At 61.2% G+C, this 13,591-nt stretch carries 13 protein-coding genes and 1 tRNA gene; 10 read left to right on the plus strand and 4 right to left on the minus strand.

Annotated elements, in window-relative coordinates; genetic code table 11:
• Positions 1-34: 34 nt before the first annotated feature.
• The 3 genes from CAL20_RS06670 (at position 35) to CAL20_RS06680 (ending at position 3,489) form a co-directional block, all read left to right on the plus strand.
• On the plus strand, positions 35-817 hold the full coding sequence (locus CAL20_RS06670; RefSeq protein ID WP_094822396.1) for an inositol monophosphatase family protein: 783 nt from the start codon (positions 35-37) through the stop codon (positions 815-817).
• A gap of 197 nt (positions 818-1,014) precedes the next feature.
• Positions 1,015-2,601 (plus strand): TerC family protein, encoded by a 1,587-nt coding sequence (locus tag CAL20_RS06675; protein ID WP_094822395.1) that lies wholly within the window; start codon positions 1,015-1,017, stop codon positions 2,599-2,601.
• A gap of 21 nt (positions 2,602-2,622) precedes the next feature.
• The gene (locus CAL20_RS06680) at positions 2,623-3,489 is read left to right on the plus strand and encodes an undecaprenyl-diphosphate phosphatase (RefSeq protein WP_094822394.1); all 867 of its coding nucleotides are present in this window, start codon (positions 2,623-2,625) and stop codon (positions 3,487-3,489) included.
• A gap of 145 nt (positions 3,490-3,634) precedes the next feature.
• Here CAL20_RS06680 and CAL20_RS06685 read toward each other — a convergent pair whose 3' ends face one another.
• The 3 genes from CAL20_RS06685 to CAL20_RS06695 form a co-directional block, all read right to left on the minus strand.
• Complete coding sequence (locus CAL20_RS06685) at positions 3,635-4,405, minus strand: UDP-2,3-diacylglucosamine diphosphatase (protein ID WP_094822393.1); 771 nt, start codon at positions 4,403-4,405, stop codon at positions 3,635-3,637.
• Positions 4,398-4,907, minus strand: coding sequence for a peptidylprolyl isomerase (locus CAL20_RS06690; RefSeq protein WP_094822507.1), 510 nt, complete (start codon positions 4,905-4,907; stop codon positions 4,398-4,400). The genes CAL20_RS06685 and CAL20_RS06690 overlap by 8 nt, the downstream gene beginning before the upstream one ends.
• A gap of 131 nt (positions 4,908-5,038) precedes the next feature.
• Positions 5,039-5,644: a tetratricopeptide repeat protein gene (locus tag CAL20_RS06695; RefSeq protein WP_254924222.1), complete on the minus strand. Its 606-nt coding sequence runs from the start codon at positions 5,642-5,644 to the stop codon at positions 5,039-5,041.
• 261 nt (positions 5,645-5,905) lie between these two features.
• Between CAL20_RS06695 and cysS the strand changes: the two genes are divergently transcribed.
• The 6 genes from cysS (at position 5,906) to CAL20_RS06725 (ending at position 11,943) form a co-directional block, all read left to right on the plus strand.
• Positions 5,906-7,369: a cysteine--tRNA ligase gene (cysS, locus tag CAL20_RS06700; protein ID WP_094837478.1), complete on the plus strand. Its 1,464-nt coding sequence runs from the start codon at positions 5,906-5,908 to the stop codon at positions 7,367-7,369.
• 15 nt (positions 7,370-7,384) lie between these two features.
• Positions 7,385-8,029 carry a DNA-3-methyladenine glycosylase family protein gene (locus CAL20_RS06705; protein ID WP_094837479.1) on the plus strand — a complete coding sequence of 215 codons (645 nt, stop codon included), beginning with the start codon at positions 7,385-7,387 and terminating at the stop codon, positions 8,027-8,029.
• 36 nt (positions 8,030-8,065) lie between these two features.
• Positions 8,066-9,031, plus strand: coding sequence for an acetyl-CoA carboxylase carboxyltransferase subunit alpha (locus tag CAL20_RS06710; protein ID WP_094837480.1), 966 nt, complete (start codon positions 8,066-8,068; stop codon positions 9,029-9,031).
• 25 nt (positions 9,032-9,056) lie between these two features.
• Complete coding sequence (gene tilS, locus CAL20_RS06715; RefSeq protein ID WP_373558278.1) at positions 9,057-10,049, plus strand: tRNA lysidine(34) synthetase TilS; 993 nt, start codon at positions 9,057-9,059, stop codon at positions 10,047-10,049.
• 465 nt (positions 10,050-10,514) lie between these two features.
• Positions 10,515-11,780, plus strand: coding sequence for an aspartate kinase (locus CAL20_RS06720; RefSeq protein WP_176456544.1), 1,266 nt, complete (start codon positions 10,515-10,517; stop codon positions 11,778-11,780).
• Between the two features lie 70 nt (positions 11,781-11,850).
• Positions 11,851-11,943 (plus strand) — tRNA-Ser (locus tag CAL20_RS06725).
• Positions 11,944-12,009: 66 nt separating this feature from the next.
• Here CAL20_RS06725 and CAL20_RS06730 read toward each other — a convergent pair.
• Positions 12,010-12,837, minus strand: coding sequence for an alpha/beta fold hydrolase (locus tag CAL20_RS06730; protein ID WP_141217700.1), 828 nt, complete (start codon positions 12,835-12,837; stop codon positions 12,010-12,012).
• A gap of 26 nt (positions 12,838-12,863) precedes the next feature.
• On the opposite strand from CAL20_RS06730, the gene CAL20_RS06735 reads away from it, so the two are divergent.
• On the plus strand, positions 12,864-13,591 hold a 728-nt coding region (locus tag CAL20_RS06735), incomplete at its 3' end, for an IS110 family transposase (RefSeq protein ID WP_094837481.1).

The following is a 13,591-nucleotide window of genomic DNA, read 5'->3' on the forward strand; positions in this document are numbered from 1 at the left end:
CCCGTTGAGCCTTATTGCATACGTACGGAATTTTATGCACCCGATGCTCAATATCGCCATCAAGGCGGCCCGGCGTGCCGGCACTATCGTCAATCGTGCCAGCCTGGACTTGGAACGAATCAGCGTAGCCCGCAAGGGACCGCGCGATTATGTCACGGATGTCGATCGTGCTGCCGAGGAGTCCATTGTCGAGACCCTGCAAGCCGCCTATCCCGATCATGCGGTGCTGGGCGAGGAATTCGGCCTGCAGGGGCCGGAGCAGGCCGAATTCCAATGGATCATTGATCCGCTGGACGGCACGACCAACTTCATCCATGGCTTGCCCAATTATGCCGTGTCGATCGCCTTGACCCAGCGTGGCCAAGTCACGCAGGCAGTGGTCTACGACCCGTCGCGCAACGAATTGTTCACCGCCAGCCGCGGCAGCGGTACGTTCCTGAACGACCGCCGTGTGCGCGTGTCGAGCCGCACCCGTTACGCCGAAGCGCTCCTGGGGGCGCACTGGCCGCGCTCGGGCGACGCCGACGCCGGCGGTGGCCGGTTCCGCCAAATGACCGAGAACTGCAGCGGCGTGCGCCGTATGGGCTCGACCGTGCTGGATCTGGCCTATGTGGCCACGGGCCGCTTGGACGGTTTCTGCGGCCTCAAGCTCAAACCCTGGGACGTGGCGGCAGGCAGCCTGCTGATCCAGGAGGCGGGCGGCCTGGTCGCCGATCTGGACGGCGAACAAGGGTGGATGGATTCAGGCAACGTGCTCGCAGGCAGCCCCAAGATCTTTACGCAGATGCTGGCTGCCCTGCAACCGAAGCAGGACTGAGTACGCGTTGACTCCGGCGCATGCATGCTGCATGCCTGCGGGGCGCTGGGTCACAATAACAGGGATCGGCACCCCGGTTTTTTGCATCGTACCGGGGCAAATCCGCCTCCTGATTTATCCTCATCTGCCGGCATGTTGCCGGCAAGTCGCGCCATTTCCATGTACGATTGGCGGTTCCAAAACTTTCGGAGCTCTTGATGGAGTGGCTGCAGGACCCCGCCGCGTGGGTCGGCCTGCTTACCCTGGTCGTTCTTGAAATCGTCCTGGGGATCGATAACCTCATTTTCATTGCCATTCTGGCTGACAAGTTGCCCCCGGCGCAGCGCGACCGCGCGCGTATCGTGGGTCTGTCCTTGGCGCTGCTGATGCGTCTGGGCCTGTTGTCCGTCATGTCGTGGCTGGTCACTCTCACTGCTCCGCTATTTTCTGTCGGGCCGCTGACGTTCTCAGGTCGAGACCTGATCCTGATGGTGGGCGGCCTGTTCCTGCTGTTCAAAGGGACCCTCGAGCTCCACGAGCGCATCGAGGGCAAAACCGCTGAGGTATCCGGACCGCGCGTTTACGCCAGTTTCTGGGTCATCGTGACGCAGATCGTCGTGCTGGACGCCGTGTTCTCATTGGACTCGGTCATTACCGCCGTAGGGATGGTGGATCATCTGGCCATCATGATGATGGCGGTGACCATTGCGATCGGCGTGATGTTGATTGCCTCCAAACCGTTGACGCGTTTCGTCAATGCGCACCCTACCGTGGTGGTGCTGTGTTTGGGCTTTTTGCTGATGATCGGTTTTTCGCTGTTGGCCGAAAGCTTTGGCTTCAAAGTCCCCAAGGGCTATCTCTATGCTGCGATCGGCTTCTCGGTGGCGATCGAGGCGCTGAATCAGGTGGCGCGCCGCAATCTGCTGCGCCTGGATGCGACCCGCCCGATGCGCGACCGTACGGCCAGCGCCGTGTTGCGCATGCTGGGCAAGCGCCCGCCAGCCGAAAGCGACGATACCGCGATCGCGCGACCGGACCAGCCCGACACGCCCGCCTTTGGCGTCGAAGAGCGCAACATGGTCAGTGGCGTATTGACGCTGGCCGAGCGCTCGATACGCTCTATCATGACGCCGCGCACCGATTTGTCATGGGTCAATATCGATGACGACGCGCAGACGATACGCAAGCAGTTGACTGAGGCGCCTCACAGCTTTTTTCCGGTATGCCGCGGCTCGCTCGACGAGGTCATCGGGATTGGCCGCGCCAAAGACCTTGTGGCCGACCTGATCACCGACGGCCATATTCGTCGTAACCGTTTGCGTGATCCCATCATCGTGCACGAATCTATTGGTATCCTGCGCTTGATGGACACGCTGAAGCGTTCGCGCGGGCAGTTGGTGCTGGTGGCTGACGAGTTCGGTGCGATCGAGGGCTTGGTCACGCCGATCGATGTTTTCGAGGCGATTGCCGGCGAATTCCCCGATGAGGACGAACTGCCCGACATCACGCCGCTAGAGGACAACGTCTGGAGAATCGACGGCGCTGCCGACCTGCATCACGTCGAGCAAGTGCTGGAGACCGAAGGCTTGCTCGACGATGCGCAGGACTATTCCACGCTGGCGGGCTACTTATTGGCGCGTTTTGGCCATTTGCCGCGGCCCGGCGATAGCTGCGAATACGAGGACCTGCATTATCGTTTCCGTTTCGAGGTGCTGGAACTCGATGGCCGTCGTATCGCGTCGGTGCGCGTTGAGCGTATGTCTCTGATGCCGTCTGATGCTGATGCCGATGGCGATAGTTATTAATCCTTCTCTTCTACAGACACTGTGACCGATAGCACCCTATACCTGATCAAGGCTTTTTTCCTCGGCATCATCGAAGGGCTGACCGAGTTCATTCCGGTTTCCAGCACAGGGCATTTGATCATCATCGGTGACTTGATCAATTTCACCTCGAGCTCCGGCAAGGTGTTCGAGGTAGTGATTCAGCTGGGGTCGATCCTGGCGGTGATGTGGATATTCCGCGCGCGCTTGTGGCAACTGATCCGTGGCACGCTGACCGGTGTGCCCGTTGAGGTCGCCTTTACCCGCAACCTGCTGTTGGCTTTCTTGCCGGCCGCGGTGATCGGGGCGATTTTCATCAAGACCATCAAAAGCGTCTTCTATCACCCCGGCGTGGTCGCGGTGACCCTGGTACTGGGCGGACTCATCATGCTGTGGGTAGAGCGCCGCACGCACCATACGCCAGGCGATGTGCCAGGGGCGGCCGATGACTCTGCGTCGGATGAGCGTGCCACGGCTCGTACGCTGGAGCAGATTACGTGGAAACAGGCGATCGGCGTCGGCGTTGCGCAGTGCGTCGCGATGATTCCTGGTGTGTCGCGTTCAGGCGCGACAATTATTGGCGGGATGATTGCCGGTATCCAACGCAAGACGGCGACGGAGTTTTCGTTCTTTCTCGCCATGCCCACGATGCTGGGGGCGGCGGTCTATGACATGTACCGCAATATCGACTTACTGAGCAGTCATGATCTGTCGGCCATCGCGGTGGGCTTCATCGCGGCCTTCTTGAGCGCGTTGGTCGTGGTGCGTGCAGTCCTGCGTTTTGTGGCCAATCACACCTATCGCGTGTTTGCCTGGTACCGGATTGCGTTGGGTATCGTGGTGGCCATCTGGCTTGCGACGCACGCCTGACGTTCTAGGAAAAACCCCACGCTGCGCCTTCGGTTTGCCGCCCCAAGGGCCCCTTTGGGTTTTGGGTGGCTCGGCAATAAAAAACGCTGGATTCGTGATATCGCGAATCCAGCGTTTTTTTGGGCCGTGCGTTCTCGGATACCGTTCAGGCGATATCCAGATCGTAAGGCGTAATGCCGTCGCGGTCGATGACCAGCCAGCCGCCGCGCGGCGGATTGGCATGATCGCATTCCCAGTCGGGCAACACCCAGCGTTCGCGGCGGCGTCCATCGACCTCCAACACATGCCGGGCAGGACGATGCGTGTGGCCGTGCACCAGAATATCGATGTCGGCCTCGCGAAAGGCCTGTTCGATCGCCTGTGCATTGACGTCCATGATCTCGGCGGATTTCATTTGATTCGCCGATTGGCTCTCGCCGCGCGCCTGCTGCGCCATGGCCATCCGTTCGGGAATGGTCTTGGCCAGAAACTGGGCTTGCCATTGCGGGTTGCGCACCATGGTCCGAAACTGCTGGTAGGCGGCATCGTCCGTACAGTACTCATCGCCGTGGGTCAGCAGGATACGGCCAAAGTCCGTTTCCAACAGAGCGGGTTCGGGCAGCAGCTGCGCGCCCAGCGCATTGGCCAGATCGGCGCCCATCAGGAAATCGCGGTTGCCGCGCCCCAGCCAGAGCGGAATGCGGGCAGCCGTGCGTTGCAGCCCCTGGAGCGCTGCCGCCAGCCAGGGCGGGGCGATCTTGATGACATCGTCACCGATCCAGGCATCAAAAATATCGCCAGGCAAAAGCAGCGCAGCGGCTTCGTCTGCCGCCGCGTCCAGGAACCCCAGGAATGCCTCGGCGGTGGCCGGTGTGGCCGGCCCCAGGTGTACATCCGAAGCCAGCCAGACGGGGCCCTGCAACGTGACCTTATTCAAGGACTTCGGCCTTTTCGATGACCACGTCCTCGGTCGGCACGTTTTGGTGGAAGCCGCTGTTGCCGGTCTTCACGCCCTTGATCTTGTCGACGACCTCGGTGCCTTCTGTGACTTTGCCGAATACGGCGTAGCCCCAGCCGTTAGGCGTGGGAGCGGTGAAGTTCAGGAAGTCGTTGTTGGCGACGTTGATAAAGAACTGAGCGGTCGCCGAATGCGGATCGCTGGTGCGCGCCATGGCCAGGGTGTACTTGTCATTCTTCAGGCCGTTGTTGGCTTCGTTTTCGATCGGCGCTTGCGTGGGTTTTTGCTTGAGACCGGCTTCGAAGCCGCCGCCCTGGATCATGAAACCGTCAATGACGCGGTGGAAAATCGTGCCGTTGTAGAAACCGCTCTTGACGTAGCTCAGGAAGTTTTCCACGGTCTTGGGGGCTTTTTCCGCATCCAGGGTAATCACAATATCGCCCTGATTGGTTTGCAGTTTGACGCGGGGAGAGGTGCTCATGGGTTTGGTGCCTTCTTTGGAGGAGGGGGTTGATGGGGTTGCTGCCTGGGCGCTCGCGGCTGCCGGCACGATCGCCAGGGCAACACTGCAGGCCGCTAAACGCAGCAAATGTAGAGGAGAGTAGCGCGAAATCATCTGTGTTGACTTTCCTTCAGCATGTTTTCGATTTCACGTGCCTTGGCGTTCATGCCAGGCACGCCCTGGTTCGCAGCATTGCGATAGGTGCGCAGCGCCATCATGAGTTGAATGTCTCCCATGTTGGCGCGCGCAGCCGGGTAATTCGGATCGGCGCGCAACGCCATCTCGAGGGCCTCGTGGGCCCGATCCAGTTCGCCTTGTTGCGCATACAGCGCAGCCAGATTGTTCCAGGGTTCGGGCAATTCTGGAAATCGGGTAGTCATCTCGGTGTAGAGGCTCACCGCTTCGGAGGTGCGGCCCAGCGCAGCCAGCGCGCGCGCATGCTGGAACATGAGCTGCACATCGGTGCCGCGCTGGTCCTTGATAGCGGCCTCGCGTTGCTCGATCATCGCGAGGGCTTCTTCGTTTTTGCCGTCATTGAGCAGGCGCTCAATATGCGTCGTGATCTGGGACGGCGTCGGGTCCAGGCGCGTGTCTACGCCCGGTTTCAGGGCCTCGAGCAGATTGGCCAAGCCTTTCCAGCCACCCTCGGGACGCGGCGGATCCAGCTTGGTGCGCGTGTTCGTGTCGTCATAGGGGAGGTTTCCAGCTCCGCCCATGGCCTGCCCGAACGCAGCTCCGCCGGGCAGGGCGACCAGAGGCAGGATCAGCATGGTTATACGGAAAAGGCGGTTTAGGGTCACTGGGGTATCCGTTAAAAATGGAGACGCGTTGGGCGCGTAACGAGGCCGCTTGCTATACTTGACGACCGCCATTTTAGCCCCGGTTGTGTTCGTCGTTGATCCGCCGATGTTTCGCCTGCCGGCGCCGACCGCTCCGCGGGACTTGCACCGCAATTTATCGAGGCCTGTTCAAGCGTCATGCTGCACATCTACAACACGTTATCGCGTACTAAAGAACCCTTCAAGCCGGCCCAGCCCGGCCAGGTGCGCATGTACGTGTGTGGCATGACCGTGTACGACTATTGCCATCTGGGCCATGCCCGCATGCTGGTGGCTTTCGATGTGGTGCAGCGCTGGCTGCGCGCCAGCGGCCTGACGGTCGACTATGTGCGCAACATCACGGATATCGACGACAAAATCATTCGCCGGGCGGTCGAGACCGGGCGGCGGATTGGCGAGGTTACCGAATACTACATCGCTGCCATGCATGCGGATGAGCGCGCCCTGGGGGTACAGTCACCCGACCGCGAGCCGAGGGCCACCCAGTACGTGGGCGATATGCTCGACATCATTGGCAAACTCGAGCAAAACGGCCTGGCCTATCGAGCCGACGACGGTGACGTGAACTACGCGGTGCGCGGCTTCGCCGGCTATGGCAAGCTCTCCGGCAAGGCGCTGGACGACTTGCGCGCTGGCGAGCGCGTAGCCGTGGGCTCGGCCAAACGCGATCCCCTGGATTTTGTCCTCTGGAAGGCCGCCAAACCCGACGAGCCCGAGGACACCAAATGGCCGTCCCCGTATGGCCTGGGCCGTCCCGGCTGGCACATCGAGTGCTCGGCCATGAGCAAGGCCCTGTTGGGTTTGCCCCTGGACATCCATGGCGGCGGCCCCGACCTGAAATTCCCGCATCACGAGAACGAAATCGCCCAGACCGAGGGCGCATTCGGCGGTACCTTGGCCAACATCTGGATGCATTGCGGCCCGCTGATGGTTGACTCGGACAAAATGTCCAAATCCCTCGGCAATTTCCGCACCATCCGCCAGACCATCGCCCAGGGCGAGGCTGCCGCTGATCAGGCCGACTACGCCGTCAATCCGCGCGAAGCCGAAATGTTGCGTTTCTTTATTGTGCGCAACCACTATCGCAGCCCGCAAAACTACGCGCCGGATAACCTGGTCGATGCACAAAACGCCTTGGACCGCCTCTATCAGGCGCTGCTGAATGTCGTGCCCGACGGTAGTCCGGTGGATTGGAATAGTGCGCAGGCGCAGGCCTTCAAGGCCGCAATGGACGATGATTTCAACACTTCGGGGGCGTTGGCGGCATTGTTTGAGCTGGCCTCCGATGCCAATCGCACCCGTAGTGCGCAGGCTGCCGGCCAGCTCAAGGCATTGGCCGCGGTGCTGGGACTGCTGCAACAGGATCCGGCCAGCTACTTTCAATGCACTACCCGCTATTCGGCCGCCAGCCTGGCACAGGGGGGCGCTACGGCCTCCAACGAATTGGACGCTGGCCAGATCGATGCGCTGATCGCTGCGCGAGCGGCAGCCAAACAGGCACGCGACTACGCTGAAGCCGACCGGATCCGCGCCCAGTTGCGCGAGGCCGGCATCGAGCTCGATGACAAACCCGGTGGTATCACCCAATGGCGCCGCGCCTGAGGAACACTCACTGTCATGTCTAGCGCAGATATCGCCATCGCCAAGCCCGACTACTGGGAAGAAGCCGTCGCCCACCTGATGCGGCGCGATCGCATTCTCAAGAAAATCATTCCGCAGCATAGTGAAACCTGGCTGACATCGCGCGGCTCGCCGTTTATCACGCTGGCGCGCGCCATCCTCGGACAGCAGATTTCCAACAAGGCCGCGGATACGCTGTGGCAACGGTTTGTGGATACTGTTGGCAAGCGCCCCACGCCGAGCAGTGTGCTCACTGTTGGCGTACAGGGCTTGCGGCAAGCAGGCCTGCCGCAGCGCAAATGTGAATACGTACAGGATTTAGCCGCGCATTTTGGCGAGCGCCGTGTGCACCCGGAAAAATGGGCCGCCATGGACGACGAAAGCGTGGTCTCAGAATTGGTCGCCATTCGTGGCATCGGCCGCTGGACGGCCGAGATGTTTTTGATCTTCCATTTGCAGCGGCCCGATGTGCTGCCTCTGGACGATCTGGGATTGCTCAAAGCAATCTCGTTACACTACTTCAGCGGAGAGCCTGTCTCGCGCTTCGAGGCCCGAGAGGTCTCGTCGGCGTGGCAGCCTTGGCGTACCGTGGCGACCTGGTACCTGTGGCGCAGTCTGGAGCCCCATACGGCTCTGAACTAGCGCACCACCTGGCACCCAATAACGGAACCCTATTTCATGCGCAATACCTTCCTTGAATTTGAACAACCGCTGGCCGAGCTCGAGAACAAAATCGAGCAACTGCGCTATGTCCAGGCCGACTCTGCCGTCGATATTTCCGACGAAATCGGCCGGCTGCAGCAAAAAAGCCAGACGCTGGCCAAGGAAATCTACGGCAAATTGACGCCGTGGCAAACCGCCCTGGTGGCTCGGCATCCGCAGCGCCCCTACACCCTGGACTATGTCCGGGAGATCTTCACCGACTACCATGAACTGCACGGCGACCGCATGTATGCCGATGACCAGTCCATCGTCGGCGGCCTGGCGCGCTTTAACGGCGAATCCTGCATGGTCATCGGCCACCAAAAGGGCCGCGATACCAAAGAACGTGCCGCGCGCAATTTCGGCATGCCGCGTCCCGAAGGCTATCGCAAGGCTCTGCGCCTGATGCGCCTGGCCGAAAAGTTCAAGTTGCCGATCTTTACCTTTGTCGACACGCCGGGCGCTTACCCTGGCGTCGGTGCCGAGGAACGCGGCCAATCCGAAGCCATCGGCCACAACCTGTACGCCATGGCCGAGCTCAAAGTTCCGGTCATCACGACCATCATCGGCGAGGGTGGCTCCGGCGGGGCATTGGCGATCGCTGTCGGCAACGCCGTGTTGATGCTGCAATACGCCACCTACTCGGTGATTTCGCCCGAGGGCTGCGCTTCCATTCTGTGGCGCAGCGCGGACAAGGCCGCTGAGGCCGCCGAGGCGCTGGCCATCACCGCGCCGCGACTGAAAGACCTGGGCTTGATCGATCGCGTGGTCAACGAGCCTGTGGGCGGCGCTCATCGCGACCCCCGTGTCATGGCGCGTCTGCTGCGCCGCGCACTGGGCGACGCCCTGCGCCAGTTCCGCGGCATGACGGCCGAACAACTGGTCGAGCAACGCGTGCAGCGCCTGCTGTCGTACGGCAAATTCCAAGAAGTCCGCGCCTGAGATAGCCGTGTTTCCGTGTCCTGATTTGACCGCCGCCCTGCGCAAGGTATGGCAGGGCGTGGCAAATCCGGCGGCACGCCTGGCCGTTGCCACCAGCGGCGGCGCAGATTCCGCGATGCTTGCTGCACATGCTGCTGCACTGGCACGTGAGCGCGGCACGGAACTCATCCTGTTCCACGTCCACCACGGCCTGCAAACGGCCGCCGATGGCTGGGCCGATCACGTTCAGGGGCTGGGACGCATCCTGGGCATACCCGTTGCCACTGCCCACGCCCAGGTTGATGCCACCACCGGCCTGGGCATCGAAGCCGCCGCGCGCGACGCACGCTACGCCTCGTTAGCCGAACTGGCCCGTCAACACGACGTCCAGCACATCCTGCTGGCCCATCACCAGAACGACCAGGCCGAAACCGTCCTGCTGCGACTGCTGCGCGGTACGGGCCCCGACGGCATGGCTGCCATGGCGCCCACCATGCAGCGCGATGGCATCACCTACCATCGTCCGTGGTTGAACCTAAGCCGCACCAGCATCCTGCAATCTGCACACGCATTCGCCGAGCAGCACGATTGGCATGCCGTCCAGGACCCTACCAACGCCGATCCCCGCTACACCCGCGCAGCCGTTCGCGAATTGCTGTCGCCGGTTCTGGACGCTCGCTGGCCCGGCTGGCAAGCTCGCCTGGCCAGCCACGCACGCCACGCCGCCGAGACAAGCGCCATCCTGGAAGAGGTCGCACAAAACGACCTGGCCACCTTGGATCTCTCGCCCGACGGCAAGAGCTTTTCCCTGGCCCAATGGCGCGGCCTGCCATCCGCCCGGCAATCCCTGGTGCTACGCCACTGGCTGCGCTTGAACGGCGCCCGCATGCCCACCGAAGCCCGCATGGCAGACCTGCTACGCCAACTGCGCCAACTACACAGCCTGGGCCACGACCGCCAAATGCAAGTCGCCCACGCCCAGCACGTCATCCATTGCCAGCGCGGCCGCGTGCGGATCGAGCCTCGCAACGAGGCATAAACCCCGATACGCAACCCGCTCGAACTGTTGCCATAGGATTAAGCCGGCGCTCATAAGGTTAAGCAGACGCCCATAAAATCCAATGCAACCAACAAAGGGTTTCAACGGCCGTAGTGTGCCTCCATCGCGAGTACCGGCGGCGTGTGTGAGGCGGTGCTGGCCCGTAGAGTCCGCCGAGCCAGCCTCATCAGGCGGGGGGAAGTCGGCTGGGCATGTTTGAGCGAAGCGAGTTTGCCCGGCCGCCCCGCCTGATGAGGCTGGCGAAGGGCAGTCTGGCCGCGCAGGCGGCCAGACCGGACGACAGGGCCAGCACCACCTCACACACGCCGCCGGTACGTCTAAATAGAGATACTCTGAACATTCAACACCCACAAAATTGACCCACCCCTGCGCAAATTTTCACCACGCGCTAAAATACTCAGCTTTGCCTGCCCAGCAGTGGCAGGTTTCCAGCCAGAGTACGAGATGTCCCTGATCGTTCACAAATACGGCGGTACCTCGATGGGCTCAGTCGAGCGCATCCGCAATGTCGCGCGTCGCGTTGCCAAATGGCATGCCGCTGGCCACCAAGTGGTCGTCGTGCCGTCGGCCATGGCCGGCGAAACCAACCGCCTGCTGGGCCTGGCCCGCGAAATTGCGCCCCAGCCCGACCCCCGCGAACTCGATATGATTGCCGCCACCGGCGAACAAGCCAGCAGCGGCCTGCTCGCCATCGCCCTGCAGGCCGAGGGCGTCGCCGCCCGCAGCTATACAGGCTGGCAAGTCCCGGTGTGCACCGACTCGTCCTTCACCAAGGCTCGCATCACATCGATCGACGATACCCGCATTCGTACCGACCTCGACGCCGGCCGCGTCGTCATCGTGACTGGATTCCAGGGCATCGATCCCGAGGGGCACATCACCACGCTGGGCCGTGGCGGTTCCGACACCTCGGCCGTGGCCGTCGCTGCGGCCCTCAAGGCAGACGAATGCCTGATCTACACCGATGTCGACGGCGTCTACACCACAGACCCGCGCGTCGTCCCCGAGGCGCGCCGCATGTCCGTCGTGTCCTTCGAAGAAATGCTCGAAATGGCCTCGCTGGGCTCCAAGGTGCTGCAGATCCGCTCGGTGGAATTCGCCGGCAAGTACCGCGTCCCCACCCGTGTGCTGTCTTCGCTGACCGACCCGTTTATCCCGCTCGAAGAAGAAATGACTTCGGGCACGCTGATTACTTTTGAGGAAGACGAAAAAATGGAAGCCGCCGTTGTCTCCGGCATCGCCTTCAGCCGCGACGAAGCCAAGATCACCCTGTTGGCTGTGCCCGACACCCCGGGGGTAGCCTTCTCCATCCTGGGTCCTGTTGCTGCTGCCAACATCGACGTCGACATGATCGTGCAGAACCAGTCCGTCGCTGGTACGACTGATTTCTCGTTCACGGTCAACCGCAACGAGTTCCAGCGCACCATCGAACTGCTCCAGCGCGAAGTCGTACCCGCCGTCAAGGCGCGCGAACTGGTCACCGATGACAAAGTCGCCAAAGTCTCCATCGTCGGTATCGGCATGCGTTCCCACGTGGGCGTCGCCAGCCTGATGTTCCAGACCCTCTCGCAAGAGGGCATCAACATCCAGATGATCAGCACCAGCGAAATCAAGACCTCGGTGGTCATCGACGACAAATACATGGAACTGGCCGTCCGTTCGCTGCACAAGGCTTTTGGCCTGGACCAGGTACCGGCTGAAAAAGTCTGATTCTGCACCCATTTTCGGCATGCGCCAGTGGCGTATGTCCAAAAAACCGTGCTAGAATTACAAGTTCTGCGGAGACGTGGCCGAGTGGTTGAAGGTACTCCCCTGCTAAGGGAGCATGCGGCTTAAAACTGCATCGAGGGTTCGAATCCCTCCGTCTCCGCCAGGGACTCTTCCAAGAGAGTCTAGCGAAATCCCAAAACCCCGTAAGCTCAATGGCTTGCGGGGTTTTTTATTGCCGCGCCGGCGTGTCCTGGTGCCAATTCAGACAGTCGAGGAATCCTCTGACCAGGGAAACGACTTCGTCGAGGTTCGTCTCCAGCAGCCAGTGTCCTCCGTCCAATAGGTGGAGCTGCGCGTCAGGCAAGTCGCGCAGATAGGCGCGGGCGGATTTTTCCGGCATGTAGTGGTCTTGCGGCCCCCAGACAATGAGTGTCGGCGGCTGATGGGTCTGCAAGTAGCGGCGATGGGCGGGAAACCAGGCCCGATTCGCTTTCAGGTCGGCGAGAAGCTGCGCGGCGGCGTCCTTTCTTCTCTCTGTCACCAAGCCCCAGTGCAGTTTCCAGAGGTCCGGGGAGATGAGCGCCGCCAGGTCCGGGCGCACATCGTTCAGGAATTCGTCGCGGAAGTTTTCTTCGGTCACGGCTGCGCGCATTGCGGCGCGCATCTGGTCTTCGGGCAGCGTCCAGGCTTTCTCGATGTCGGCGTATTTGGGCCCCAGCGCGTCTTCGTAAGGAATGTCGCCGTTCTGGATGATCTGTCCGGCGATACGCTCTGGCTGCATGATGGCCAGCCTCGCTCCAATCGGCGAGCCGAAGTCGTGCAAGTAGAGAACAAAACGTTCGAGCCCCAGTTTTTCGACAAAGGCATTGAGCCAGGCAGCGTAACCATCGAACGTATAGGAAAAGCTCTCCGGCGTGCCGCTATACCCAAAGCCAGGAAAATCCGGCGCGATCAGCCGCCATTTGTCCGCCAGCCTGGGCATGAAGTTTCGGAATTCAATGGGATGGACGCCCCTACCTGAAACGGCATCAATGTGCCAAAGTGGGAGTGCGTACAACCACTTGGACGGAAGGAGCGTCCGCTATGGAGATTACGACAGTTGCGATCGATTTGGCAAAGAGTGTCTTTCAGATCCACGGTGCCGACAAACGCGGTAAGCCATTGGTGCGTAAGCAGCTCAAGCGCGATCAAATGGCCTCCTATTTCGCCAACTTGCCGCCATGTGTCATCGGCATGGAGGCATGCGGCAGCGCACATTATTGGGCGCGAAAGTTACAAAGCATGGGCCATACCGTACGGATCATCGCTCCTCAGTTCGTCAAGCCCTTCGTCAAGGGCAACAAGAACGACCGCGCCGATGCCGAGGCGATCTGCGAGGCGGTCAGTCGACCTACCATGCGCTTCGTACCCATTAAAACCGTCGATCAGCAGGCCCTGCTCTCGCTCCATCGTGCACGCCAGAGCTTCGTCCAAGCGCGCACTGCTCAAGCCAATCAGATCCGAGGCCTGCTGGCTGAATTCGGTGTGATTGTGCCCGTAGGCATCGTCCACGTTACTAAGCAAGTGCCAGCCTTGATGGAGCTCGCCGGCGATGACGTGCCTCTGATGCTGCGCGGGTTAATCGACCGATTGCTTGATCATCTCAAGGTGCTTGATACCCATGTTCAGCAGCTCGAGGGACAGATCAAAACCTGGCACCGGGACCACGTCATCAGCCGTCGGCTCGAAGAAGTGCCTGGCATCGGGCCCATTACCGCCAGCGCCTTAAGCGCCTCTATCGGTGATGCAAAGGCCTTTAAGAACGGGCGCCA

Origin of the sequence: Bordetella genomosp. 4 (assembly GCF_002261185.1) — a bacterium.
Taxonomy (GTDB): Bacteria; Pseudomonadota; Gammaproteobacteria; order Burkholderiales; family Burkholderiaceae_B; genus Bordetella_A.

Bases quoted from the DNA above. Each gene is read 5' to 3' on its own strand.
- CAL20_RS06670 (WP_094822396.1), top strand. From the start codon at position 35: ATGCACCCGATGCTCAATATCGCCATCAAGGCGGCCCGGCGTGCCGGC.
- CAL20_RS06675 (WP_094822395.1), top strand. From the start codon at position 1,015: ATGGAGTGGCTGCAGGACCCCGCCGCGTGGGTCGGCCTGCTTACCCTG.
- CAL20_RS06690 (WP_094822507.1), bottom strand. From the start codon at position 4,907: ATGAGCACCTCTCCCCGCGTCAAACTGCAAACCAATCAGGGCGATATT.
- CAL20_RS06695 (WP_254924222.1), bottom strand. From the start codon at position 5,644: ATGGGCGGAGCTGGAAACCTCCCCTATGACGACACGAACACGCGCACC.
- cysS (WP_094837478.1), top strand. From the start codon at position 5,906: ATGCTGCACATCTACAACACGTTATCGCGTACTAAAGAACCCTTCAAG.
- CAL20_RS06705 (WP_094837479.1), top strand. From the start codon at position 7,385: ATGTCTAGCGCAGATATCGCCATCGCCAAGCCCGACTACTGGGAAGAA.
- CAL20_RS06710 (WP_094837480.1), top strand. From the start codon at position 8,066: ATGCGCAATACCTTCCTTGAATTTGAACAACCGCTGGCCGAGCTCGAG.
- CAL20_RS06720 (WP_176456544.1), top strand. From the start codon at position 10,515: ATGTCCCTGATCGTTCACAAATACGGCGGTACCTCGATGGGCTCAGTC.